This window comes from Kitasatospora sp. NEAU-CNBT7, from assembly GCF_057220535.1.
This window is the reverse complement of record NZ_JBXQQB010000012.1, coordinates 100342-123892: the sequence shown is the minus strand read 5'-3', so window position 1 is coordinate 123892 and position 23551 is coordinate 100342. Positions and strand designations below refer to the sequence as shown.

Genomic DNA, 23551 nt, shown 5'->3' with positions numbered 1-23551 from the left:
CGCCCGCGGCGGCCGCGGCACCGGCGACGGCCCCGGCGGGATCATCCCCGCCGGGGCCGTCGGCCGTGCCGGGCGGTCAGCTCCAGCGGTAGCGGCGCTTGAGGTTGTCGACCACCAGGTTGAACCGGGCCCGGTCGAGCGCGCAGGCCTCGCGGCGCATGCCGCCGTCGTGCACCCGCATCACCCGGTCCAGGGCCACCCAGGAGTCCCGGCCGGACTTGTCCCACGGGCCGGCGCCGATCGGCACCCAGTCGGCGTCGTGCGCGTGGCCCTTGCTGGAGAGCATCACGGCCAGCAGCGAGCCGCCGGCCTCCCGCGCCACCACCAGCACCGGGCGGTCCTTGCCGCGCCCGTCGCGCTCCTCGTACGGCACCCAGGTCCAGACGATCTCGCCCGGGTCGGGGTCGCCGTCGTGGTCCGGCGCGTACTCGGTGCGCACCTTGCCGACCTGGTAGGCCTCCACCTCCACGGTGGCGTCGGGGCCGTACCGGCCGGGGGCGTCGTCCTGCTGCTCTGTCCACTGGGTCATGGGGGACAGGCTAGTGGTGCGGTGTCAGCGCCCGGCCGGTGCGGGGGCGGGAAAAGTGTGACGGAGTGTGAAGACCTCGGGCGTCGGCCCGGCCGCGCGCAGCCCGGTCAGCCGCCGCTCGGCCTCGGCGGGCGTCGGACGGTGGCCCGCGGGCACCCACCACAGCGCGGTCATCGCCTCCACCGGCGGCGCGAACCACTGGCGGCGGCGGCTCAGCACCGCGCGGTGCACCGGCCCGTAGACGTACGCGGACAGTGACTGCGGGTCGCGCCAGACCGACATGTTGACGATCAGCCAGTCGTCGTCGAAGACCCGGATCGCGGTGGCGTCGCCGCCGTAGTCCTGGAGCCGCCAGCGGAAGCCGTCGGCGGCCTCGGCGGCGGCGTTGACCTCGTCGAGGGCGGCGGTGAAACCGGAGAGCAGGTCGCTGTCGAGCGGGGCGAGCAGCCGGGAGATGTTGATCTGGGCGAGTTCGAAGGCGTCGTCGTTCTGCATGGTCCCGCCAGCGTCGCCGGTCGGAGCGGCCCCGGCCAGTGGCAGCCGGGCCGTACGTCATCGAGATCCTGCCACCGTGGGCGGGCCGGCGGGCCCGGCCTCAGGGGCGCGGCCCGAGGGCGGTGCGCACCTCGCGGCGGGTCGGCACCCGGAGTTTGCGCAGCACCTTCGCCACGTGCTGCTCGACCGTGCGCGGGGACAGGAACAGCACCTGGGCGATCTCCCGGTTGGTGCGGCCGGAGGCCAGCAGCCGGGCCACCTCCAGTTCGCGGGGCGTCAGTTCCTCGCCGTAGCCGCGCCGGGTGTGCGCCCGCGGGTCGCCGATGCCCTGCTCGCGCAGCACCATCGCGCAGCGCGAGCTGTCGGCCACCGCACCCAGGCGCTCGTACTCCTCGGCGGCCTCCACCAGGCCGGGGGTGGCCGGGCGCTGCCCGGCCGCCAGCCGCGCCAGTGCGGCGAGTTCGGTGGCCCGGGCGCGGGCGTAGCGGCGGCCGATCCGGCCGTGCACGGCGGCGGCGCGCTGGTAGTGGTCGGCGGCGGCGGCCGGGTCGTGGTCCACCGCGAGGTGTCCGAGGGCGAGTTCGACGCCGGCGGCGACGGCGGGGGCCGGGTGCTCGGCGCAGTGCCGGGCGAACTCCTCGGCCAGCCGCCGGGCCTCGCCGTCGGCACCGGCCGCCAGCGCCGCCAGCACGGCCTCGGGGACCAGCTCGCAGCCCCAGGCCCAGACCGCCTTGGTCCGGTACAGCTCCAGGACGGGGGTCAGCGTGCGCCAGGCCTGCGCGGCGTTGCCGTCGGCGAGGGCGAGCCGGGCGGCGAGCGCGTGCGCGTCGAAGAACGGCATCGGGTCGGGGCCGTGGCCGCCGGTGAGCAGTGGTTCCAGGGCGGCCGCGGCCTCGTCGAACTCGCCGTGCAGCGCGTGCAGATGGGCGAGCACCAGCAGGACGTCGGTGCGCAGCGCGGGCATCTCGGAGATCTCGGCGTGCAGGGCGCGGGCGCGTGCCTCCAGGCCGTCGAGGCGGGCGGTGTGCCAGTCCAGCACCAGGGTCATGGCCCGGCCGACGCCCTGCATGAAGTCCATGCCGGTGGCCTCGGCCAGGTCGAGGCCCTCGTCGAGGTAGCGGCGGGCCTGCTCGTTCAGGCCCCAGCCGACCGCGCCGCTCGCGGCGTTGCACAACGCCCGTGCGGTCTGGCGCAGTTCGGCCTGGTCGGGGGTGGTGCGGGGGAGTTCGGCGAGCAGTTGCCAGGCGGTGGGGTCGCCGACGCAGGCCAGCCAGGTGACCCGGCTGGCCAGGACGGCGGTGCGGGCGACCGGGTCGCCGCTGAGCCGGGCGGCCCGTTCGGCGCGGTCCAGCCAGTGCGCCTGCTGGGTGGCGTGGATCGCCAGGATGGGGGCGGCCAGGGCGCCCATGGCGCGGGCGGCCAGGTCCGGTCGTTCGCGCAACTCGCCGACGCAGCATTCCAGTTCGCGGAAAGCCGCCTCGGTGTCGCCCTCCTGGTTGAGCAGCAGCAGGCCGAGCGTGAGGCGGACCTCGCCGCGGGTCACCACCGCCAGGTCGGCGGTGGTGACGATCCGCCGCAGCACCGCCAGGACCTGCTGGTGGTCGAGGGTGTTGACGCACACCCGGGCGAGGGTCAGCGCGGCGCGGGAGCGGTGTTCGGGCGGCAGCGAGGGTTCGGCCAGCAGCTGGTGCAGCAGTTCGGTGGCGGCGGAGCTGTCCCCGGCGGCGACGGCGTGGTCGACCGCGGCCTCGGCCTCCTCGCGCCAGCCGACCAGGTCGCCGGCGGCCCGCAGGTGCCGGGCGAGTTCGGCGGCGGACACCGGTTCGGCGGCGAGCAGCGCGTGGGCGGCGGCGAGGTGGGCGCGTCGGCGTTCGGGCCCGGGCACGGCCTGGTGGACGGCCTGCTGCAGCAGCGGGTACGGCAGGCCGTACCGGCAGTCGGCGGACTCGGTGAGCCGGCCGGTGCCCAGCGCCTCCAGCAGGGCGGCCCCGGCGGTCTCCGCGGGCAGCCCGGCGACGGTCGCCAGCAGTTCCTGCTCGGCCGGCCGGCCGACCACCGCGCAGGCCCTGACCAGGGCGTCCACGGCGGCCGACCCGGTCTCCACCGGCTGGACCAGGGCGGCGGCCGTGCGGCGCAGCGCCTCGTCGACGGCCGGGGTGTCCGGCCGGTCGGGCGGCAGTCGCCCGGGCGCCGGGGCCAGCCGGTCGAGGACCTGGAGCAGCAGGTAGGGCGCGCCGCCGGTCCAGCGGTGCAGCTCGGCGGCGACGGACGGTGCCGGGGCGCCGAGGCGGCGCGCGGTCAGCCGGGCGGTCTGCTCCTCGTCCAGCGGCGCCAGCCGCAGGTCGGCGCCGCCGACGCCCGGGGGCCGGTGCGGGGCGGCCGCGGCCCGCACCTCGGACGGGCGCCCGGCCAGCAGCAGGCCGGTCGTCGGCACCGGGTCCAGGCTCAGCGCGCGCAGTAGTTCGAGGCTGTCGGGGTCGGCCCACTGCAGCCCGTCGACCACCAGCACGGTCGGGCCGAGCGCCGCGAGCACCGCCCGGACGGCCCGGAACACCCGGTGCCTGGCCAGGTCCGGATCGGCGGCCGCGGGCGGCGGCGGGGGCAGGAACGGCGCCGCCTCGGGCAGCAGTTCGGCGAGGGCGCCGGTCACCGGGTCGGGTCCGGCGGGCAGTTCGGGGGCGACGGTCCGCAGCAGCTCCGCCACCGCGCCGAACGGGAACGGGCGGGCCAGTGGCGGGCAGCGGGTCTCCAGGACGCGCAGCCCGTCCGCGCGCAGGGCGCCGGTGGCCTGCCCGAGCAGCAGGGTCTTGCCGAGCCCGGCCGGAGCGGTGACCCGCACGACGGCCGGCAGCGTGCGCAGGGCGGCCAGGATCGCGGCGAGTTCCTCGTCGCGGCCGGTCATCGGCCCCTCGGTGCCCGGGGCCACGGCGAGGCGGGCCCCCGGGCGTCTGGCTGTCTCCACTCGGGTCTCCCCGGACGCGCGGCCTGGCTGGGGTGAAGGCTGGTGGTGCGGTGCTGCGGTGCTGCGGTGGTCCGGCGCTGCGCTGCTGCGCTGGCGGGACCTACCGCGTCCCACCGTAGTGGGCGCGCGGTCCCGGCACCGAGGGGACCGCGGCGGCGAACGCCGCGACGCCGGCGGGCCCGGGGCGCCCGGTGCGGTCGTAGGGCAGCTGCAGCACCGAGGCGCCCAGGACGGACAGCCGGTGGCAGACCTTGGCCGCGCGGGCGTCGTCGAGGTGGAAGACGAACGGTCCCGGCACCAGCACGATGTCGAAGGTGTTGCGCTCCACGGCGGTCAGCAGCTCCAGCAGCCGCGGCTTGGGGCCGGTGGAGGACTCGCCGTTGTCGATGAACCAGACCGGATCGGCCAGCCCCAGCTCGCGGGCCCACTTCTCCATGGTGTGCCGGTGCACCGGCATCTCCCAGGCGTCGTACGGCACGCATCTGAGATAGGCGGCGCAGGAGCGCCGGGAGCCGCTGAGCACAGAGACCTCCTGTCCGGCGAGAGCGCCGGTGTCGGGGCGGTCACCGTCGACCGCCCGCGGCGGCCGGCGAGCCCGGCATGCCCCGTCAGGTGGACACTCCGCGGCCCGCCGGCCGTCCCCTCGGACCGCGTACCCGCCGCCGGCGGGACGCCCCCGAGGTGAGTACACCGGCCGGCCGTTCGCGCCGACAAGCACTACGTAGGGGGCTAGGTAGCCGCGCCGGGCGCTGGTCCGGCTACGTAGGGGCACCGGATCCGGCCAGCCCGGGCGGCAGCGCCGAGCGCAGCGCGGTGGTGAACGCCGCGACCGCCGGGTGGGCGCCCGCGCCGGCCCGGAACGCCACCCGGGTGCGGCGGTACATCGGCAGCCGGGTCAGCGTCACCGGGCCGCCCGGCGCCCCCACCTCCGGCGTCAGCGTGCCCAGCTGCGGGACCAGCGCGACGCCCTGCCCGACGCCGACCAGCGCCAGCGCGGTGGTGAAGTCGTCCACCTGGTGCCGGATCTGCGGGGTGAACCCGGCCGCCTGGCAGGCCCGGACCGCCATGGTGTGGCAGAGCGTGCCCGGCGGCGAGACGATCCACGGCGAGTGCCGGAAGTCCGCGACGGTGCCGGGGGCGGGGGCCGCCAGGTACATCGGCTCGGTGAAGATCGCCCCGGTGACGGTCAGCCCGGGTTCCGCCTCGGCCGGCACCAGGTCGTACTCGTGCACCAGCGCCACGTCCAGTTCGCCCGCCCGCAGCTGGGCGGCGACCCGGGCCGGGTCCACCTCGCTGACCATCGGCTCCAGCGCCGGATGGCGGCTCATCAGGACGGCCAGCGCCCCCGGCACGATCGAGCGCGCGGCGGACGGGAAGGTGCCGATCCGCAGCGGCCCGGCCAGGCCCTGCCGGGCGCCGGCCAGCTCGGCGGTGGCCTGTTCCAGCCGTTCCAGGACGGCCTCGGTGTGCCGCACCAGCTTCAGCCCGGCGGGGGTGAGCGCCACCCGGCGGCCGGTCCGCTCCAGCAACGGCACCCCGGCCTCCCGTTCCAGCACCGACAGCTGCTGGGACACGGCCGAAGGGCTGAACGACAGGGCCTCGGCGACGGCGGCGATGGTGCCGCGGTGGGCCAGTTCGCGCAGCAGCCGCAGGCGGCGGAGATCGAGCATCGGCTCAGCTTACGAGAAGCATCGGGAATGTGAACTGGACCTGCATGATCGGGTCGGGGCAGGCTCGTCGGCATGGAACCTCTCCACACGGAACTCCACGGCGTCCACGTCCCCCTGATCACCCCGTTCGCCGCCGACGGCTCGGTCGCGCACGACGCCCTCGAGGCCCTGGCCGTCGACGCGCTGGACGCGGGCGCGGCCGGTCTGGTCGTGCTCGGCACCACCGGCGAACCCGCCGCGCTGACCGCCGAGGAGCGGTCGGCCGTGATCCGCACCGTCGGCGCGGTCTGCCGGGCACGCGGCGCGGTGTTCACCGCCGGGGCGGGCAGCGCGCAGGCGCTCGCCGAGCTGGCGGGCGTCGCCGACGCGGCCCTGGTCACCGTGCCCGCCTTCGTCCGCCCGGGTGAGGCCGGGGTGCTCGCCCACTTCACCCGGCTGGCCGCGGACAGTCCCGTCCCGCTGGTCGTCTACCACATCCCGTACCGCACCGGGCAGGCGCTCGGCGCCGCGACGCTGCGCCGGATCGGCGAACTGCCGGGGGTCGCGGGCATGAAGCTGGCGGCCGGCGCGGTCGACGGCGACACCGTCGAACTCCTCGCCGACCTGCCGCCCGGCTTCGCCGTCCTCGCCGGGGACGACCTGCTGATCTCCCCGCTGATGGCGCTCGGCGCGACCGGCGGCATCCTCGCCTCCGCGCACCTGGCGACCGACCGGTTCGTCGCGCTGGCGGCGGCCTGGCGGGCAGGCCGGGCGGCCGAGGCCCGCGAGCTCGGGCACCGGCTGGCGGGGCTGTCGGCCGCCGCGTTCGCCGAGCCCAACCCCACCGTGGTCAAGGGCGTGCTGCACGCCCAGGGGCGCATCCCGACCCCGGACGTCCGGCTGCCGCTGCTGCCCGCGGCCAAGGAGTCGGTCGAGGCGGCACTCGCCGCGCTGGCCGCTCTTGAGCGCCCGCAGCCCACACTGTAGGACGACTCGCCGCCGGGCGGCGGTGACAAGGCATGATGGGCAGGGTGCGGCAGTGATCAAGCGCAACCCGATCAGGCGCAAGCTGATCGAGCACGAAACCGGAGGAGCAGTCGGATGAGGATCGGCATCGTAGGGGCGACCGGCCAGGTCGGCGGAGTGGTCCGCAGCATTCTGGCGGAGCGCGAGTTCCCGGTGGAGCAGCTGCGGCTGTTCGCCTCGGCCCGTTCGGCCGGGCGCACGCTGCCGTGGGGCGACACCGAGATCACCATCGAGGACGCGGCCACGGCCGACTACAGCGGCCTGGACATCGTGATCTTCTCGGCCGGCGGCTCCACCTCCAAGGCGCTCGCGCCCAAGGTCGCCGCGGCCGGCGCCGTGGTGATCGACAACTCCTCCGCCTGGCGCCGCGACCCCGAGGTCCCGCTGGTGGTCGCCGAGGTCAACCCGGACGCCATCGCCGAACGCCCCAAGGGCATCATCGCCAACCCCAACTGCACCACCATGGCCGCCATGCCGGTGCTGCGCCCGCTGCACGAGGAGGCCGGACTGGCCGCCCTCGTCGTCGCCACCTACCAGGCGGTCAGCGGCAGCGGCCTGGCCGGCGTCTCCGAACTGCACGACCAGGCCCGCAAGGTGGTCGACGGCGCGGCCGCCCTCACCCACGACGGCTCGGCCGTCGAGTACCCGGAGCCCGGCGTCTACAAGCGGCCGATCGCCTTCAACGTGATCCCGCTGGCCGGTTCGGTCGTCGAGGACGGCTCCAACGAGACCGACGAGGAGCAGAAGCTCCGCCACGAGAGCCGCAGGATCCTCGGCATCCCGGAGCTCAAGGTCGCCGGCACCTGCGTCCGCGTCCCGGTCTTCACCGGGCACTCGCTCCAGGTCAACGCCCGCTTCGAGCGTCCGATCAGCCCGGCGCGGGCGGTCGAGCTGCTGGCGGGCGCCCCGGGCGTCGAGCTCTCCGACATCCCCACCCCGCTCCAGGCCGCCGGCCAGGACCCCACCTACGTCGGCCGCATCCGCGCCGACGAGACGGTCGAGCACGGCCTGTCGCTGTTCCTCTCCAACGACAACCTCCGCAAGGGCGCGGCCCTCAACGCCGTCCAGATCGCGGAGCTGGTGGCGGCCGAACTGAACGGCTGAGCCTCAGGCACAGGCTTTCTTCCGTCACACCGTCACACCGTCGGCCCGACCCCGCCCGGGGCCGGGCCGACCGGCGTCCCGGGACTCAGCCGACGGGCGCACGCCGGAACGACGGGTGGGTCGGCCGGGTGGCGGTGGGATGGAGGCGGGGTTCGCCGTCGTCGCCGGCGTCCAGGAACTGCAGGTACGCGACGCAGGTGCCGCCGTCGGCGTAGAACCGCTCGAACGAGACCTCCACCCCGATGCCGGCGTGCTCCTCGCTCGACTTCCGCCAACTGCCCCGGTGGGGAAGCGGAGCGTCCTCGCTGGTGAGGTCGCCCCGGCAGATGGTGTCCCCGACACCCACCTCACCGAGCCGGCCGCCGGGCAGGATCTCCAGCACTTCGACCCCCGACACCCACCACCCCGTCGGGTCGTACACGGGCTCGCGGTGGGAGGGCGACGGCACGTACTGCACCCCCACCAGCGTCGCGGCGGCGGCAGCCGCGACCGCGACGGCGGCGAGGGGCCCGCGTCCGGTCCGCAGCTTCACTTCTTCTCCCGCGGTTGACGGTCGAGGGTGAAAACGGGGTGGCCGCTGCGGGCGTCCACAGGGTGGAGAACCGGCACCCCGTTTTCATCCAGGAGCTGGAGGAAGGTCGGGTAGGACGTTCCGTTGCGGAAGAACCCGTCGAGCGTGACGGTCACGCCGGCCCCGACGTCGTCCATGCGCGACTTCTTCCAGGTACCGGTCCGCGGGACGGGAGCGTCCGACGTCGCGGCGCTTCCGATGCAGGTCGAGTCGGCCAATGAAACGGTGCCGAGCTGCCCGTCCGGCAGCAGCTCGATCACCTCGGAACCGGAGGTCCACCGTCCCGTGGCGTCGAAGCCCGGCAGTCCCTGCGGCTCGGCTCGGACGACGTACAGGGAGACCGGTACCGCGATGACGGCGGCAAGGATGACGGCGGCCGTCGCCAGTGATCGCCCGGCCTGCGCCCGTAGTGCCTCCCGGGCAGCCTTCCCGTACGGGGTGCTCATCGCCGCGTCCGTCCTCTTGCCACTCGAATGCCGGCCGAGCCGACGCCGTCCCGACCAAGAGCTGATGATATGTCCGGTCGGCTCGGATGCAGCGGGGTTGACGATTCTCGCGGGACCCGACCGCCGAGGCAGTGCCCGCCGGTGCCGGACGGGACTGCGCGGCGAGGCCGGGCGCCGAGGCGGGCCCGTTCGTGCTCCGGGACGACCGGGTTCCGCGCGCTCACCAGGGGTGCTGCGCCGCCCGGTGGATTCGGGTGGTTCGCCCGGCGTACCCGGGGTAAAGGAAGGCCCAATAGCCGCACGGACCGCCAGGGTCGGCCCCCCACGCCGCCCGGCCGACCCGAGAAGAGGTGCGGAGCTGTGGACCGTTGTGTCGTTCTGGTCGATGCCGGCTACCTGTTGGGCGCCGCCGCCAGCCTGCTCGCCGGAGAGCCCGGACGCTCCCGGGTGGCGGTGGACCACACCGTGCTGATCTCGGCGCTGCGCGAACGCGCCGAGGCGGAGACGGGACTGCCGCTGCTGCGGATCTACTGGTTCGACGCGGCCCCCGAACGCCGCCCGCTGCCCGAACACCGCAGGCTCCGGGTGCTGCCCCGGGTCACCGTCCGGCTCGGGGCGCTCACCCGGGCGGAGGGCCGGTGGGTGCAGAAGGGCGTGGACGCCGCGATGCACGCGGAACTGTCCGAACTGGCCCGCAACCACGCCTGCGCCGACGTGGTCCTGGTCACCGGCGACGGCGACCTGCTGCCCGGCGTGATGTCGGCCAAGGAGCACGGCGTCGCCGTCCACCTGTGGGCGCTGCAGGCCGCCGACGGTGACTTCAACCAGTCCGAGGACCTGGTCGGCGAGGCCGACGAGCGCCGGGTGCTGGACCGGGAGTGGATCGAGCGCTGGGCCCGGCTGAAGGAACAGCCGCTGTTCCAGTCGCCGTTCCCCGCGCCGGCCCCCGCGCCCGAGATCGCCGAGATCGCCGAGATCATGGCGGTCGGCGCCGAACCGGCCACCGCCCCCGCGGCCGCCACCCGGACCCGCCCCGCCGCCGCCGCGCTGCGCATGATCCCGACCCCCAAGGACCTCGCGGTCCGCGCCACCGCCCCCGCGGCCGCCGCCACGCTCGGCGGCCCGGTGCTGCGCTGGTCCTCCGACCGCGGCTGGGTCGACCGCCCGGCCGCCGAGGCGGTCGCCACCACCGCCGCCGACGGCCTGCCCACGCTCGCCCAGCTGACCAGCGCCGAGCAGCGCTGGGCCGACCGCGAGGAGGACATCACCAGCATCGGCGGCGACGCCCACGAGGTCGGGCAGGTCTTCGCCCGCCGCTGGTGCGACCGCCTGTGCGCGGCCGACCGGCTGGGCGCCGTCGACCGGCAGGGCACCCGCGACCGGCTCGGCGTGCTCTGGCGCGACTACCCGCGGATCCCGCACCGCCTGGACGGCGAGCTGCTGCGCTACGCCGCCCGGTTCGGCCTGCTCGCGCACAAGGACGACCAGATCGACGAGCACGACCGGTACGCGATCCGGGCCGGGTTCTGGAAGGAGTTCGCCGCCCGGGTCCCGCAGGAGCAGCCGCACGGGCAGCCGGGGGAGGCGGCGGTCCCGCCGGCCAGGGAGGCCGTCGGCGAGGGCCCCCGGCAGACCGCCGCGGGCGCCGCCGCGCACGACGGCCGGGGCGCCGGGGACTGACGGCGACGCCCGGCGGACGGATTGACCCCGTTGTCCGGATCCGCACCGCCAGCGCGTAGAGTCTTCGACCGTGAGCGACACCGACCGGCAGGCACCCCAGGCCTCGCCGCACGCCGATCCGGCCGGGCCCGGCCGCGATTCGGCGGGGCCCTGCTGCACGGTGCGCGGTCTGGTGAAGAGCTACCCCGGCGGCCGTCGCCCCGGGCTGCGCAGGAGCGCCGCCCCGGCGGGCGCGGCCGACGGCGGCGCCACCCGGATCCGGGCCAACGACGGCGTCGACCTGACCGTCCACCGCGGTGAGATCTTCGGCCTGCTCGGCCCGAACGGCGCGGGCAAGTCCACCCTGGTCCGCCAGCTCACCGGCCTGCTGCGCCCGGACGGCGGCAGCATCGACATCCTCGGCCACGACATCGTCCGCCACCCCGAGCGGGCCGCCCGGCTGCTCGCCTACCTGGGCCAGGAGTCCACGGCGCTGGACGAGCTGACCGTCGCGCTGGCCGCCGAGACCACCGGACGGCTGCGCGGCCTGACCCGCGCGCAGGCCCGCGCCGAGTCCGCCGACGTGCTCACCGAACTGGGGCTGGAGCCGATCGCCGGCCGTCCGCTGGCCAAGCTGTCCGGCGGCCAGCGCCGGCTGGCCTGCTTCGCCGCCGCGCTGGTGGGGGAGCGGCCGCTGCTGGTCCTGGACGAGCCCACCACCGGCATGGACCCGGTGGCGCGGCGCGCGGTCTGGTCGGCCGTCGACCGCCGGCGCGCCGAGCGCGGCACCACGGTGCTGCTGGTGACCCACAACGTGATCGAGGCGGAGACCGTCCTGGACCGGGTCGCCGTGGTCGACGCCGGCCGGGTGATCGCCTGCGACACGCCCGGCGGGCTGAAGGCCCTGGTCGACGGTGACGTCCGGCTGGACCTGGTGTGGCGCACCGACGCCCCGCTGGACGTCCCCGCCGTCGCCCGGCTGGCCGAGCGCGCCGAACGCACCGGGCGCCGCTGGACCGTGCGCACCACCCCCGAACACGCCCGGGAACTGGTCGCGGCCGTCACCACCGGCCCCGCCTTCGCCGCCCTGGACGACTTCACCCTGGCCACCCCCAGCCTGGAGGACGCCTACCTGAGGCTCGGCGGCCGGAGCGGGGGGCTGGCCAAGTGATCGCCACCGCAGCGGCCGTCCGGACCGAGGACCCCACCGACGCGCGTACCTGGAGTGTGACCGGGTGACCCTGCTCGATGCCCCCGCACCCGCCGCCGCCCCCGCCGCGGCCGACCCGGCCCCGCTGGCACCGGCCGCCCGGCTGCTGCCCGCACTGGCCGCCGTCTACCAGGCGCAGCTGGCCCGGGCCCGGGTGGCCCGGATCCCGCTGCTGTTCGTGGCGACCTTCCAGTCCGTCGGGATCCTGGTGATGATGCGCGGCGTGGTCGACCCGGGCGACAACCCGGCGGCCCGCTCGGTGGTGGCCGGCTCCGCCGTGCTGGTGGTCGCCTTCGTGGCGCTCAACCTGCTCGCCCAGTACTTCGGACGGCTGCGCGCCACCGGCGGCCTCGACCACTACGCGACGCTGCCGGTGCCCCCGGCCGCCGTGGTGCTCGGGGCGGCGGGCGCGTTCGCCTCGTTCACGCTGCCCGGGACCCTGGTGACGGCCGGGTTCGGCGCCTGGCTGTTCGGGCTGCCGGTGGCCAACCTCTGGGTGCTGCTGGCCGTGGTGCCGCTGGCCGGGGCGGCACTGGCCGGGCTCGGCGCGGCCTGCGGGCTGCTGGCGCCCAAGCAGGAGATCGCGACCCTGCTCGGCCAGCTCGGGATGTCCGCCGCGCTGCTGCTCGGGGTGCTGCCGGCCGCCCGGATGCCGGCGGCCGTGCAGTGGCTGCGCGACCTGCTGCCGTCCACGTACGGTGTGGAGGCGTTCGCCCGGACGTTCAGCGGCCGGCCCGACTGGGCGGCCGTCGCCGGGGACCTGTCGGTGTGCGCCGCGGTCGGCCTGGTCTCGCTGACGCTGGCCACCTGGGCGTACCGGCGGGCCACTCGCTGACGGGCTGACCTGAGCCCGGCCGCCCGGTCGTGAAACGATGGACGGGTGACCGTACCGAACACACCCGCGGGTGCAGGAAGCGGGCCGGGTTCCGCCGGGGACCCGTACGCCCCGCCGCAGCCCCACCCCGACGCGCCGACCGGACCGGCCGAGCCCGGCGGGCACCGGGGCGAGAGCCGGCCCGTGCTGCTGCCCGAGCTGCGGATCGGCGCCGTGACCGCCGTGGCCGGGGCGGTGCTGGGCGTGCTGCTCGGCCTGCTCTGGTGCTGGCTGGCGCCCCGGGTGATGTTCCAGGTCAGCGGGAACCAGATCCTCTACATGGACCCCGAGGGCGAGCAGCGGGCCGCCGCGGACGGCGTCTTCGCACTGCTGGCGCTCGGTGCCGGGGTGCTGAGCACGGTGGCGGCGTTCCTGCTGACCCGCGGCCGGGGTGGCGGGATCGCGGTCGCGGTCGGACTCGCCGTCGGCGGGCTGGCCGGTTCGGTGGCGGCCTGGCAGCTCGGTGCGGCGCTCGGCCCGACCGCCGACCTTCAGGCGCACGCCCGGCAGGTCGGTGACGGCGGCACCTTCAGCGCGCCGCTGGAACTCGGCGCGCACGGCGCGCTGCTGGTCTGGCCGATGACGGCGATGGTGCTGCTGCTGGCCCTGTCGGCCGCGTTCGGCAAGCGCGAGCAGGAGCCGCTGCCGTACTGGGCGACCGGTCCGCAGTGGACCCTCCCCGGCGCCCCCGGCGCCACGCCCGGCCCGCCGCCCGCGCTGCCCTACGGCAGTGCCCCGCAGCCGCCCGCACCGCCGTACCAGGACCAGGCCCGCCCGCCGGAGCAGTGAGGCCCGGAGCAGGGACGGCCGACCGGTGCCGGCCGGGCAGCGACCGCCCGGCCGTCGCAGCCCGGCAGGTCGGCGGCGCAGCCGGCCGGGAGGGTGCGCGGCGCTCCTGGCGGTGGCTCGCCGGTGCGGGGCCGGTGGCCGGTGGCCGTTGTGTGCCGCGGGCTGACGCCGCTGCCCGCGAGGGCGCTGTGCTGGTGCGAGGTCCCGGGCGGGGCTTGGCGATGCCTCGCCGGTGCGGTGCCCGGGTGGCCGTTCCCTGTGGTGGGTCCGCCGTGGCGACGGCGTGAGGTGTCGAGCCCGCCGGGTTCAGCGGCCGATCACGGCGGTCCGGGCCGAGGTGAGGAGGATCAGGTCGGCCGGGGCCAGTTCGACCTCCAGGCCGCGGCGGCCGGCCGAGACGAAGACGGTCGGGTGGTCCAGCGCGCTCGCGTCCAGCACGGTCGGCAGCGGCCGGCGCTGCCCGAGCGGCGAGATGCCCCCGAGCACGTACCCGCTGCTGCGCTCGGCCGCGGCGGGGTCGGCCATCGCCGCCCGCTTGCCGCCGACGGCGGCGGCCAGCGCCTTGAGGTCGAGCTTGCCGGAGACCGGTACGACGCCCACGGTCAGTGCCCCGTCGACCTCGGCCACCAGCGTCTTGAACACCCGCCCGGCCGGGACCCCCAGCGCCTCGGCGGCCTCGCCGCCGTAGGTCTCCGCGGCCGGGTCGTGCTCGTACGCGTGCACGGTGAACTCCACCCGGGCGGCATCCAGGGCCACCGTCGCGGGTGTGCCCTGCCCACCCTTCTTCGCCTTCTTCGCCATCGGTGCTGCGCTCCCCTCCAGGGACTCGGATGTGCGGCCGGGCGCCCGCGGCCGTCCGGCCGAACCGGCCAGCCCGCACCGGCTAGTTGGGACTGAACGCCTGCCGGGTCAGGTCGACCGCGGGCAGCGAGGGCAGCTGGGTGAGCAGCGCGGTCTCGCGGCGCAGCAGCTCCAGCTCCAGCGAGAGCCGGCCCGCGGTGTCGGGGCAGGCCAGCAGCAGCTGCTTGACCTGCGCGGGCAGCACGGCGGCCGCCGCGACCAGGTACGAGAGCACCTGCGGGTCGCCCGGCAGGTCCTGCTCGCCGGCGAGGCTGGCCTCGCGGGCGCCGGCCAGCCGCTTCTGGTAGGCGCGGAAGGCCCGCACCACGCCGGCCGCGAGCGCACCGGCGCCTTCGCCGGGCTGCTCGGCGAGGGGTTCGGTCTCGGCGGTCAGGTACGGGCCGCCGGCGTCGACCGACTTCAGCCGGAACCGGGTGGTGCCGGTGACCAGCAGCTCGTACCGGCCGCCGGGCTGCTCGCGCAGCGAGCTGATGTCGGCGACGCAGCCGGTGTCGTGGATGGCCTCCAGCGGGTCCCCGGTGACGGTGCCCAGGCCGTCGAGCGGGCCGGCGGGTTCGTCGCTCTCGCGGACCGGGGCCACCTCGCGGCCGTCCCGGATCGCGACGATGCCGAAGCGGCGCGGCCGGTCCTCGGGCTGCTCCTGGAGGTCGGCCACGAGTCGGCGGTAGCGGTCCTCGAAGACGTGCAGGGGCAGCACCAGTCCCGGGTAGAGGACCGTGTTCAGCGGGAAGAGCGGCAGCCGTTCAGTCACGGCGCACAGCGTAGTTGCCGCGCCGCCGGTCCCGCCCCGCCGTTTGTGCGACGGGCCGCCCGAGTCGGCCGTCCGTGGCCGTCCGTCACCGCCCCCGCCCGCCCCGGCGCCGCCGCGGGCGGCGGTCAGCCGCGCTGGAGCAGGCGGGTCGCGGCGGTCACGACGGTGGTGGCGAGCACCCACCCGGTGATCACCAGGGCGGCGGCCACCCACTGTCCGTGCTGGTCGGGGTTCCAGCCGCTCTGCCCGAGGTCGACCACCGGGATCACCTTGCTGAGCGCGTACAGCGGCGCGTTCCAGGCGGGGACCTCGTCGGCCTTCAGCGGGGGCGGCGGGTGCTCGGCGAAGTACCCGGTGCCCAGCCCCCAGGCCATGACCAGCCACAGCGCGGCCCGCCCGGGGCGGTAGCCGTAGCCGACGGTGAAGTCCTGCAGCAGGCCCCAGAGCCGTCCCGGCAGCGGCAGGGCGGCCCGGCGGCGGCGCTGCTTGGCGTACTGCACCTCGCGGGCGTCCTCGTCGCGTCCGTCCCGCCGCAGCGCGGCGGCCAGCTGCTCGTACGGCTCCGGCCGGTACTCGGCCAGCGCGCCCTCCAGCCAGGCGATCCGCTCCTGCACGGTGAACGGCCGGTCGGGGCGGAGCGACTCGTAGGTGAAGCCGGTCAGGCCGACCAGGCCGTTGCGCGGCCAGCTCTGCGGGGTGTCGACCAGGTTGCCGACCCGGGCGCGGGAGAGCGAGACCTTGCCGCCGGGCGGGGTGGGGCAGGTGATCCGCAGCTCGGGGGTCTGGATCCGGCGCAGCGAGAGCTCCTGCAGCGGCGAGAGGTGGAACTCGGCGTTGGTGATCAGGCAGGCGTTCTCGAACCGGCCGTCGACCAGCCGGACGCCGCCGTGGGCCCGCAGCGGGGTGCTGGGGGTGCCGGGCGGGATCGGGGCGCCGTAGCCGTCGCCGTAGATGGTGCGGGAGTCGGCCCAGCCGCCGTCGAGGGAGCCCCCGAGGTAGAGGGTGTGGCCGACGGTGATGTGGGCCAGGTTGAGGCAGTTGCGGTCGTCGGCGGCGGCGTGCAGCTGGGCGCCGCGCAGCGAGAGCCGGCCGCCGATCCGGGCCGAGCGCAGGCTGACCTCGCCGTGCGCGGTGAGCCGGTCGGCCTCCAGGTCCTGGCTGACCGTGAGGCCCTCGGCGGAGACCGCGCGGCCGTGCCGGTCGGAGCCGATGACGGCCTGGTTGAGCAGCAGGTCGGTGCCGATCTTGGCGTCGGTGAGCCGGATGCCCTGCGGGAGGTGGCAGCGGGCCAGGTGCAGGTCGCCCTCGGTGGCCAGCCGGGACGCCTCGAGCCGGGGTATCAGGCAGTTGATCATCCGGACGGTGCCGGCCCGCGCCTCGGAGATCAGCACCTTCCGTTCGAACCGGCAGTGGTGCAGCTCGATGTAGTGGCCGATGTCGGCCCCGGCGAGCACCAGCGGCCCGGTGATCAGCGCGCCGCTGAGCTTGAGCGAGGCGACCCGCCCGGGCGCGGGGGCCGGACCGGCGAGCAGCAGCCGGGCGATCACCTCGGACCGGACGGTGCGCTCCGGGCCCCAGACGGCCGGTCCGGCGGCGTCGTCGACGGTGTCGTCGCCGACCCGCAGATCGTGCACGCTGCCCTGCCGGAAGGCCTGCCAGAGCCGCTGCTCGGTCACGGTCCAGTTGGCCGGTGCCTGGTCCACGCGCTCTCCCCCCGAAGATCTTCAGCTGTCTCGGCTTTCGTATCACGGACTGAAATGCCGGGCCGCCTGTTTCGGCCACTCCCTACACTTGGGCCTGTGATCTCTCGAATCGACCTGCGCGGCTCCTCCTCGGACCCGCGCGACGTGCTGCCCCGTGCCGAGTTCGACGTGGAAGCCGCCCTGGAGAAGGTGCGGCCGATCTGCGAGGACGTACGCCATCGCGGGGTCGCGGCGCTGATCGAGATCACCGAGCGGTTCGACGGCGTGAAGCTGGAGACCACCCGGGTCCCGCAGGACCGGATCGACGCCGCGCTGGAGGGGCTGGACCCGAAGGTCCGGGCCGCGCTGGAGGAGTCGATCCGCCGCGCCCGGCTGGTCCACCGCGAGCAGCGCCGCACCGACCACACCACCGAGGTGGTGCCGGGCGGCACCGTCTCCGAGCGCTGGGTGCCGGTCGACCGGGTCGGCCTGTACGTGCCGGGCGGCCTGGCCGTCTACCCGTCCTCCGTGGTGATGAACGTGGTGCCGGCCCAGGAGGCCGGGGTGCCGGGCATCGCCGTCACCTCGCCGCCGCAGAAGGCCTTCGGCGGCTCCGTGCACCCGACCATCCTGGCCGCCTGCGCGCTGCTCGGCGTCACCGAGGTGTACGCGGCCGGCGGGGCGCAGGCCATCGCGATGTTCGCCTACGGCACCGAGGAGTGCGCGCCGGTCAACCTGGTCACCGGCCCGGGCAACATCTACGTCGCCGCCGCCAAGCGCCTGCTCAAGGGCCGGATCGGGATCGACGCCGAGGCCGGTCCGACCGAGATCGCCGTCCTCGCCGACGACTCCGCCTCGGCACGGGAGGTCGCCGCCGACCTGATCAGCCAGGCCGAGCACGACCCGATGGCCGCCTCGGTGCTGGTCACCGACTCGCTCGCGCTGGCCGAGGAGGTCGAGGCCGAGCTGAAGGCGCAGACCGCCGTCACCCGGCACCGGGAGCGGGTCACCGAGGCGCTGGCCGGCCGGCAGTCCGGCATCGTGCTGGTGGACGACCTGGAGCAGGGCCTCGCCGTGGTCAACGCCTACGCCGCCGAGCACCTGGAGATCCAGACCCGGGACGCCCGCGCGGTCGCCGCCCGGGTGCGCAACGCCGGCGCGATCTTCATCGGCGCGTACGCCCCGGTGTCGCTCGGCGACTACGCGGCCGGCTCCAACCACGTGCTGCCCACCGGCGGCTGCGCCTGCCACTCCTCCGGGCTGTCGGTGCAGTCCTTCCTGCGCGGCATCCACGTCGTGGACTACTCCCGCGAGGCGCTGGCGGACGTCGCCGCGCACGTGGTCAACCTGGCCGAGGCGGAGGACCTGCCCGGCCACGGTGACGCGATCAAGGCCCGCTTCGACTGGACGGTACCCGGTACGTGAACCTGAACGACCTCCCCATCAGGGACGAGCTGCGCGGCCAGTCCCCGTACGGTGCACCCCAGCTCGACGTGCCCGTCCAGCTCAACACCAACGAGAACCCGTACCCGCTGCCGGAGCCGCTGGTGGCCCGGATCGCGGAACGGGTCGCCGAGGCCGCCCGCCACCTCAACCGCTACCCCGACCGGGACGCGGTCGAGCTGCGCGAGGGCCTCGCCGCCTACCTGACCACCACCACCGGCTTCGCCCGCACCCGCGAGCAGGTCTGGGCGGCCAACGGCTCCAACGAGGTGCTCCAGCAGCTGCTGCAGACCTTCGGCGGACCCGGCCGCAGCGCGCTCGGCTTCGAGCCCTCGTACTCGATGCACGCGCTGATCTCGCGGGGCACCGGCACCGAGTGGATCTCCGGCCCGCGGCGCGACGACTTCACCATCGACCTCGACGCCGCCACCCGGGCCATCGCCGAGCACCGGCCGAACGTGGTCTTCGTCTGCTCGCCGAACAACCCGACCGGCACCGCGGTCGCCGCGGACACCGTGCTCGCGCTGTACGAGGCCGCGCAGGCGGCCCGCCCGAGCCTGGTGGTCGTCGACGAGGCGTACGTGGAGTTCTCGCACCGCGCCTCGCTGCTGCCGCTGCTGGCGGGCCGCCCCAACCTGGTGGTCACCCGCACCATGTCCAAGGCGTTCGGCGCGGCCGGCCTGCGGCTCGGTTACCTGGCCGCCGACGCGGCCGTGGTCGACGCCGTCCAGCTGGTCCGGCTGCCCTACCACCTGTCGGCGGTCACCCAGGCCACCGCGCTGGCCTGCCTGGAGCACACCGACACCCTGCTCGGCTACGTCGAGCAGCTGAAGGCCGAGCGCGACCGGCTGGTCGACGCGCTGCGCGGCCTCGGCCTCGAGGTCACCGACTCCGACGCCAACTTCATCCAGTTCGGCCGCTTCGCCGACACCCACGCGGTCTGGCGGGCGATCCTCGACCGGGGCGTGCTGGTCCGGGACAACGGCGTTCCCGGGTGGCTGCGCGTCACCGCCGGCACCCCCGCCGAGAACGACGCCTTCCTCGACGCCGTCCGCTATTCCATCAAGGAGCTGTAACCCGCATGTCCCGTACCGGCCGCGTCGAACGCACCACCAAGGAGACCTCCGTCCTGGTCGAGATCGACCTCGACGGCACCGGGAGGACCGAGATCTCCACGGGCGTCGGGTTCTACGACCACATGCTCGACCAGCTGGGCCGCCACGGACTCTTCGACCTCACCGTGAAGACCGACGGCGACCTGCACATCGACACCCACCACACGATCGAGGACACCGCCCTCGCGCTCGGCGCCGCCTTCAAGCAGGCGCTCGGCGACAAGGTCGGCATCTACCGCTTCGGCAACTGCACCGTGCCGCTGGACGAGTCGCTGGCCCAGGTCACCGTGGACCTCTCCGGCCGTCCCTACCTGGTGCACACCGAGCCGGAGAACATGGCGCCGATGATCGGCAGCTACGACACCACCATGACCCGGCACATACTGGAGTCCTTCGTCGCCCAGGCGCAGGTGGCCCTGCACGTGCACGTCCCGTACGGTCGCAACGCGCACCACATCGTCGAGTGCCAGTTCAAGGCACTCGCGCGTGCTCTGCGCTACGCCTCCGAGCGCGACCCGCGCGCGGCGGGCATCCTCCCCTCGACCAAGGGTGCGCTGTGAGCAAGTCCGCAACACTGCTGATCATCGCCGGGCTCTTCCTGTCCGGCGGCGTGTACTCGTTCTGGAAGCAGAAGCAGTCCAAGAGCCTGATCGCGGTCCTCGCGATCGGTGCCGCGCTGTGCCTGGCCTCCGGCGTGATGCGCCTCTAGGCCAGCGACAGACCAGCGACGGAAGAGACCAGAGAAACCTGATGGCCAAGAACGTCGTCGTCCTCGACTACGGCTCCGGCAACCTGCGTTCCGCCCAGCGCGCCGTCGAGCGCACCGGCGCGGACGTCACCGTGACCTCCGACTTCCAGACCGCCCTGAACGCCGACGGGCTGCTCGTCCCCGGCGTCGGCGCCTTCGAGGCCTGCATGCGCGGCCTCAAGGCGGTCCGCGGCGATGTGATCATCGGCCGCCGGCTCGCCGGCGGCCGCCCGGTGCTCGGCATCTGCGTCGGCATGCAGATCCTCTTCGAGCGGGGCGTCGAGCACGGCGTGGAGAGCGCCGGCTGCGACGAGTGGCCCGGCACCGTCGAGCCGCTGGACGCACCGATCGTCCCGCACATGGGCTGGAACACCGTGGACGTCCCCGCGGGCAGCCGGATGTTCGCCGGACTCGACCCCCAGGAGCGCTTCTACTTCGTGCACTCCTACGGGGTGCGCAACTGGGAGCTGCAGGTCACCAACGAGTCCATCGCCGCCCCGCTGGTCAGCTGGACCACCCACGGGCAGCCGTTCGTCGCGGCGGTGGAGAACGGCCCGCTGTGGGCCACCCAGTTCCACCCCGAGAAGTCCGGCGACGCCGGCGCCGCCCTGCTGACCAACTGGGTCAACACCCTCTGAGCCAGGAGCCTTTCCACCGATGAGCCGCCTCGAACTCCTCCCCGCCGTCGACGTCCGCGACGGCCAGGCCGTCCGCCTGGTCAAGGGCGCCTCCGGCACCGAGACCTCCTTCGGCGAGCCGCTCGCCGCCGCGCTCGCCTGGCAGCACGCCGGCGCCGAGTGGCTGCACCTGGTCGACCTGGACGCCGCCTTCGGCACCGGCTCCAACCGCGAGCTGCTGGCCGAGGTCACCGGCCGCCTCGACATCAAGGTCGAGCTCTCCGGCGGCATCCGCGACGACGCCTCGCTGGCCGCCGCCCTCGCCACCGGCTGCACCCGGGTCAACCTCGGCACCGCCGCCCTGGAGACCCCGGAGTGGGTCGCCAAGGTGATCGCCGAGCACGGGGACAAGATCGCGGTCGGCCTGGACGTGGTCGGCACCACCCTGCGCGGCCGCGGCTGGACCCGCGACGGCGGCGACCTCTACGAGGTGCTCGCCCGGCTCGACTCCGAGGGCTGCGCCCGCTACGTGGTCACCGACGTCAACCGCGACGGCACCCTGACCGGCCCCAACCTGGAGCTGCTGCGCAACGTCTGCGCCGCGACCGACCGGCCGGTGGTCGCCTCCGGCGGCGTCTCCTCGCTCGACGACCTGCGCGCCATCGCCACCCTGGTACCCGAAGGTGTCGAGGGTTCGATTGTGGGCAAGGCCCTCTACGAGCAGAAGTTCACCCTCGAAGAGGCCCTGGAGGCTGTGTCCCGATGACCGATACCCCGGCCGCGCCGCGTTCGCACCGAGTCTCCGGCTCCTCCCCCTGGGAGGAGCAGTTCGGATTCTCCCGGGCCGTCGCGGTCGGGGACACCGTCCTCGTCGCAGGGACCACCGCCTTCGAGAACGGCATGGTCCAGCACGAGGGCGACCCGTACCACCAGACCCTGGCCGCCTTCGAGGTGGCGTTCAAGGCGCTCGCCGAGTACGGGCTTTCGGCCGCCGACGTGGTCCGCACCCGGATGTACCTGACCCACGTCCGGGACTGCGACGAGGCCGGCCGCGCACACAAGCAGCTGTTCGACACGGTCCGCCCGGTCGCCACCATGGTCGTGGTCGAGGGCCTGATCGACTCCCGGATGATGGTCGAGGTCGAGATCGAGGCCTACCGTCCCGGGCTGGCAACCTCCTTGGAAGGCACGCAGTGACCCTCGCCGTACGAGTCATCCCCTGTCTGGACGTCGACGCCGGACGGGTCGTCAAGGGCGTCAACTTCCAGAACCTGCGCGACGCCGGCGACCCGGTCGAGCTCGCCAAGCTCTACGACGCCCAGGGCGCCGACGAGTTGACCTTCCTGGACATCACCGCCTCCTCCGGCGACCGGGCCACCACCTACGACGTGGTCCGCCGGACCGCCGAGCAGGTCTTCATCCCGCTCACCGTCGGCGGCGGCGTACGGACCGCCGACGACGTCGACAAGCTGCTGCGGGCCGGCGCCGACAAGGTCGGCGTCAACACCGCCGCGATCAGTCGGCCCGAGCTGATCCGGGAGATCGCCGAGCGGTTCGGCCGGCAGGTGCTGGCGCTGTCGGTGGACGCCCGCCGCTGCCCCGAAGGCACGGTGACCCCCTCCGGCTTCGAGGTGACCACCCACGGCGGCCGTCGGGGCACCGGCCTGGACGCGATCGAGTGGGCCGCGCGCGCGGCCGAGCTGGGCGCGGGCGAGATCCTGCTCAACTCGATGGACGCGGACGGCACCAAGGACGGCTACGACCTGGAGCTGATCCGGGCCGCCCGCAAGGCAGTCTCGATCCCGGTGATCGCCTCCGGCGGCGCCGGCAAGCTCGCCGACTTCGCGCCGGCCGTCGACGCCGGTGCGGACGCGGTGCTCGCCGCCAGCGTCTTCCACTTCGGCGACCTGACGATCGGCGAGGTCAAGCAGTCCCTCCGCGAGACCGGCCACCCCGTCCGCTGACCCGGCCCCCGGGGGCGGCGGGGAACAGGGGCGCGGGGAACTGCGCGAACCCGGAAGAAGCGGGCCCGGAGCGTCTCCGTCCCCACCGCACCCGGCACCTTCCCCAGGGGCGCGGGGAACTGCGCGACTCCGGAAGGACCCCGGCCGGTACCTTCCCCTCCCCAGGCCCCTTCCCCTCCCCAGGCCCCTTCCCCGCCGCAGGCCCCCTCACATCCGCGGATCCGGCCGCAGCACCGCGAACGCCGCCCCGAACGGGTCCTTCAGGACGGCCAGCCGCCCGGCGCCGGGCACGTCCGCCGCGGCCACCACCACCGAGCCGCCACCCGCGGTGGCCGCGGCCACCACCGCGTCCGGGTCCTCGGTCGCGAAGTACGGCAGCCAGCCGGGGGACAGCTCGGCGTGCAGCGGCGCCGCGCCGCCGAACCCGGCCTCCTGCTGGTCGCCGTCCGCGGTGGACAGCACCACGTAGTCGCTCGACCCCTCGAACTCCTGCGTGCGCCAGCCGAACACGTCCCGGTAGAAGGCGAGCGCCCGCGGGACGTCGGTGCTGTGCAGCTCGGCCCAGACGAAGCTGCCCGGAGAGCCGACCTCGTCCAGCCCCTTGGTCCTGGCCGGCTGCCAGACGGCGAACTGCCCACCGGTCGGGTCGGTGAACGCGGCCATCCGCCCGGCGTCGAAGACGTCGCCGGGCGCCATCCGGACCGTGCCGCCGCCCTGCTCGACGTCCTTGGCGGTGGCGTCCGCGTCGGGCGTCCGGAAGTAGAGCGTCCACGCCGACACCGCGCCCGGCTCGGTGAGCGGCCCGAGGGCGCCGACCGTCAGCCCGCCCTGCTGGAAGAAGCCGTACCCGCCGGCCTGCGGACCGGCCGAGGCGAAGGACCAGCCGAAGACCGCGCCGTAGAAGGCGGCGGCGGCCTCGGGGTCCGGGCTGCCGAGGTCCAGCCAGTTGGGCGAGCCGGTCCGGAAGTCGGTGGTGACCATGTGCGGGTGCTCCTTCGGGCCAGGCCGGGGCCGCGCGTCACCGCTGTGACGCAGGACACGTCCCCGGTCGCTGTC

Annotated in this window: 25 protein-coding genes; 14 read left to right on the top strand and 11 right to left on the bottom strand. The window is 75.1% G+C overall.

Annotated elements, in window-relative coordinates; translation table 11 throughout:
- Positions 1 to 76: 76 nt before the first annotated feature.
- The 5 genes from AC2TEW_RS18160 to AC2TEW_RS18140 all read right to left on the bottom strand — a co-directional run bounded on the left by AC2TEW_RS18160 (position 77) and on the right by AC2TEW_RS18140 (position 5656).
- Positions 77 to 529, bottom strand: a complete 453-nt coding sequence (locus AC2TEW_RS18160; protein WP_033824720.1) for a type II toxin-antitoxin system PemK/MazF family toxin — start codon at positions 527 to 529, stop codon at positions 77 to 79.
- 24 nt (positions 530 to 553) lie between these two features.
- Positions 554 to 1024: a DUF3291 domain-containing protein gene (locus tag AC2TEW_RS18155; RefSeq protein WP_484624398.1), complete on the bottom strand. Its 471-nt coding sequence runs from the start codon at positions 1022 to 1024 to the stop codon at positions 554 to 556.
- Between the two features lie 100 nt (positions 1025 to 1124).
- Positions 1125 to 3986, bottom strand: coding sequence for an ATP-binding protein (locus AC2TEW_RS18150; protein WP_484624397.1), 2862 nt, complete (start codon positions 3984 to 3986; stop codon positions 1125 to 1127).
- Between the two features lie 100 nt (positions 3987 to 4086).
- Positions 4087 to 4509, bottom strand: coding sequence for a recombinase family protein (locus tag AC2TEW_RS18145; RefSeq protein WP_484624396.1), 423 nt, complete (start codon positions 4507 to 4509; stop codon positions 4087 to 4089).
- A 235-nt stretch (positions 4510 to 4744) separates the two neighbouring features.
- Positions 4745 to 5656 (bottom strand): LysR family transcriptional regulator, encoded by a 912-nt coding sequence (locus AC2TEW_RS18140; protein ID WP_484624395.1) that lies wholly within the window; start codon positions 5654 to 5656, stop codon positions 4745 to 4747.
- A 72-nt stretch (positions 5657 to 5728) separates the two neighbouring features.
- On the opposite strand from AC2TEW_RS18140, the gene AC2TEW_RS18135 reads away from it, so the two are divergent.
- Positions 5729 to 6622, top strand: coding sequence for a dihydrodipicolinate synthase family protein (locus AC2TEW_RS18135; protein ID WP_484624394.1), 894 nt, complete (start codon positions 5729 to 5731; stop codon positions 6620 to 6622).
- A 114-nt stretch (positions 6623 to 6736) separates the two neighbouring features.
- Positions 6737 to 7765, top strand: coding sequence for an aspartate-semialdehyde dehydrogenase (locus AC2TEW_RS18130; RefSeq protein ID WP_484624393.1), 1029 nt, complete (start codon positions 6737 to 6739; stop codon positions 7763 to 7765).
- An 85-nt stretch (positions 7766 to 7850) separates the two neighbouring features.
- Here the strand turns inward: AC2TEW_RS18130 and AC2TEW_RS18125 are convergent, their stop codons facing one another.
- Positions 7851 to 8297 (bottom strand): hypothetical protein, encoded by a 447-nt coding sequence (locus AC2TEW_RS18125; RefSeq protein ID WP_484624392.1) that lies wholly within the window; start codon positions 8295 to 8297, stop codon positions 7851 to 7853.
- Positions 8294 to 8782 (bottom strand): hypothetical protein, encoded by a 489-nt coding sequence (locus tag AC2TEW_RS18120; protein WP_484624391.1) that lies wholly within the window; start codon positions 8780 to 8782, stop codon positions 8294 to 8296. The genes AC2TEW_RS18125 and AC2TEW_RS18120 overlap by 4 nt, the downstream gene beginning before the upstream one ends.
- Before the next feature lie 360 nt (positions 8783 to 9142).
- Here AC2TEW_RS18120 and AC2TEW_RS18115 point away from each other — a divergent pair, with 360 nt between their 5' ends.
- The 4 genes from AC2TEW_RS18115 to AC2TEW_RS18100 all read left to right on the top strand — a co-directional run bounded on the left by AC2TEW_RS18115 (position 9143) and on the right by AC2TEW_RS18100 (position 13314).
- Positions 9143 to 10462, top strand: a complete 1320-nt coding sequence (locus tag AC2TEW_RS18115; protein WP_484624390.1) for an NYN domain-containing protein — start codon at positions 9143 to 9145, stop codon at positions 10460 to 10462.
- 160 nt (positions 10463 to 10622) lie between these two features.
- Positions 10623 to 11612, top strand: coding sequence for an ABC transporter ATP-binding protein (locus AC2TEW_RS18110; protein WP_484624452.1), 990 nt, complete (start codon positions 10623 to 10625; stop codon positions 11610 to 11612).
- Positions 11613 to 11676: 64 nt separating this feature from the next.
- Positions 11677 to 12486, top strand: coding sequence for an ABC transporter permease (locus tag AC2TEW_RS18105; protein ID WP_484624389.1), 810 nt, complete (start codon positions 11677 to 11679; stop codon positions 12484 to 12486).
- A 45-nt stretch (positions 12487 to 12531) separates the two neighbouring features.
- Positions 12532 to 13314, top strand: coding sequence for a hypothetical protein (locus tag AC2TEW_RS18100; protein ID WP_484624388.1), 783 nt, complete (start codon positions 12532 to 12534; stop codon positions 13312 to 13314).
- A 306-nt stretch (positions 13315 to 13620) separates the two neighbouring features.
- Here AC2TEW_RS18100 and ybaK read toward each other — a convergent pair whose 3' ends face one another.
- From ybaK to AC2TEW_RS18085, 3 genes are all read right to left on the bottom strand, one after another.
- Entirely contained in the window at positions 13621 to 14115 is a 495-nt protein-coding gene (gene ybaK / locus AC2TEW_RS18095; RefSeq protein ID WP_484624387.1) for a Cys-tRNA(Pro) deacylase, read from the bottom strand.
- Between the two features lie 82 nt (positions 14116 to 14197).
- Positions 14198 to 14926 (bottom strand): LON peptidase substrate-binding domain-containing protein, encoded by a 729-nt coding sequence (locus AC2TEW_RS18090; RefSeq protein WP_484624386.1) that lies wholly within the window; start codon positions 14924 to 14926, stop codon positions 14198 to 14200.
- 125 nt (positions 14927 to 15051) lie between these two features.
- Complete coding sequence (locus AC2TEW_RS18085; RefSeq protein ID WP_484624385.1) at positions 15052 to 16629, bottom strand: oxidoreductase; 1578 nt, start codon at positions 16627 to 16629, stop codon at positions 15052 to 15054.
- A gap of 96 nt (positions 16630 to 16725) precedes the next feature.
- Here AC2TEW_RS18085 and hisD point away from each other — a divergent pair, with 96 nt between their 5' ends.
- Genes hisD through hisF form a run of 8 tightly spaced genes read left to right on the top strand, consistent with a single transcriptional unit; the run spans position 16726 to position 22495 of the window.
- Complete coding sequence (hisD, locus tag AC2TEW_RS18080; RefSeq protein WP_484624384.1) at positions 16726 to 18033, top strand: histidinol dehydrogenase; 1308 nt, start codon at positions 16726 to 16728, stop codon at positions 18031 to 18033.
- On the top strand, positions 18030 to 19127 hold the full coding sequence (locus tag AC2TEW_RS18075) for a histidinol-phosphate transaminase (protein ID WP_484624383.1): 1098 nt from the start codon (positions 18030 to 18032) through the stop codon (positions 19125 to 19127). The genes hisD and AC2TEW_RS18075 overlap by 4 nt, the downstream gene beginning before the upstream one ends.
- Before the next feature lie 5 nt (positions 19128 to 19132).
- Positions 19133 to 19726 carry an imidazoleglycerol-phosphate dehydratase HisB gene (gene hisB / locus AC2TEW_RS18070; protein ID WP_033824734.1) on the top strand — a complete coding sequence of 198 codons (594 nt, stop codon included), beginning with the start codon at positions 19133 to 19135 and terminating at the stop codon, positions 19724 to 19726.
- Positions 19723 to 19875 (top strand): CG2302 family histidine operon protein, encoded by a 153-nt coding sequence (locus AC2TEW_RS18065; RefSeq protein ID WP_033824735.1) that lies wholly within the window; start codon positions 19723 to 19725, stop codon positions 19873 to 19875. Before hisB ends, AC2TEW_RS18065 begins: the two co-directional genes overlap by 4 nt.
- A gap of 41 nt (positions 19876 to 19916) precedes the next feature.
- On the top strand, positions 19917 to 20552 hold the full coding sequence (gene hisH / locus AC2TEW_RS18060) for an imidazole glycerol phosphate synthase subunit HisH (RefSeq protein ID WP_484624382.1): 636 nt from the start codon (positions 19917 to 19919) through the stop codon (positions 20550 to 20552).
- Between the two features lie 19 nt (positions 20553 to 20571).
- Positions 20572 to 21297 carry a bifunctional 1-(5-phosphoribosyl)-5-((5-phosphoribosylamino)methylideneamino)imidazole-4-carboxamide isomerase/phosphoribosylanthranilate isomerase PriA gene (priA, locus tag AC2TEW_RS18055; RefSeq protein ID WP_033824737.1) on the top strand — a complete coding sequence of 242 codons (726 nt, stop codon included), beginning with the start codon at positions 20572 to 20574 and terminating at the stop codon, positions 21295 to 21297.
- Positions 21294 to 21728 (top strand): RidA family protein, encoded by a 435-nt coding sequence (locus AC2TEW_RS18050; RefSeq protein WP_484624381.1) that lies wholly within the window; start codon positions 21294 to 21296, stop codon positions 21726 to 21728. Before priA ends, AC2TEW_RS18050 begins: the two co-directional genes overlap by 4 nt.
- Complete coding sequence (gene hisF / locus AC2TEW_RS18045) at positions 21725 to 22495, top strand: imidazole glycerol phosphate synthase subunit HisF (protein ID WP_484624380.1); 771 nt, start codon at positions 21725 to 21727, stop codon at positions 22493 to 22495. Before AC2TEW_RS18050 ends, hisF begins: the two co-directional genes overlap by 4 nt.
- A 207-nt stretch (positions 22496 to 22702) precedes the next feature.
- Here the strand turns inward: hisF and AC2TEW_RS18040 are convergent, their stop codons facing one another.
- Positions 22703 to 23476 (bottom strand): VOC family protein, encoded by a 774-nt coding sequence (locus AC2TEW_RS18040; protein ID WP_484624379.1) that lies wholly within the window; start codon positions 23474 to 23476, stop codon positions 22703 to 22705.
- Positions 23477 to 23551 lie beyond the last annotated feature (75 nt).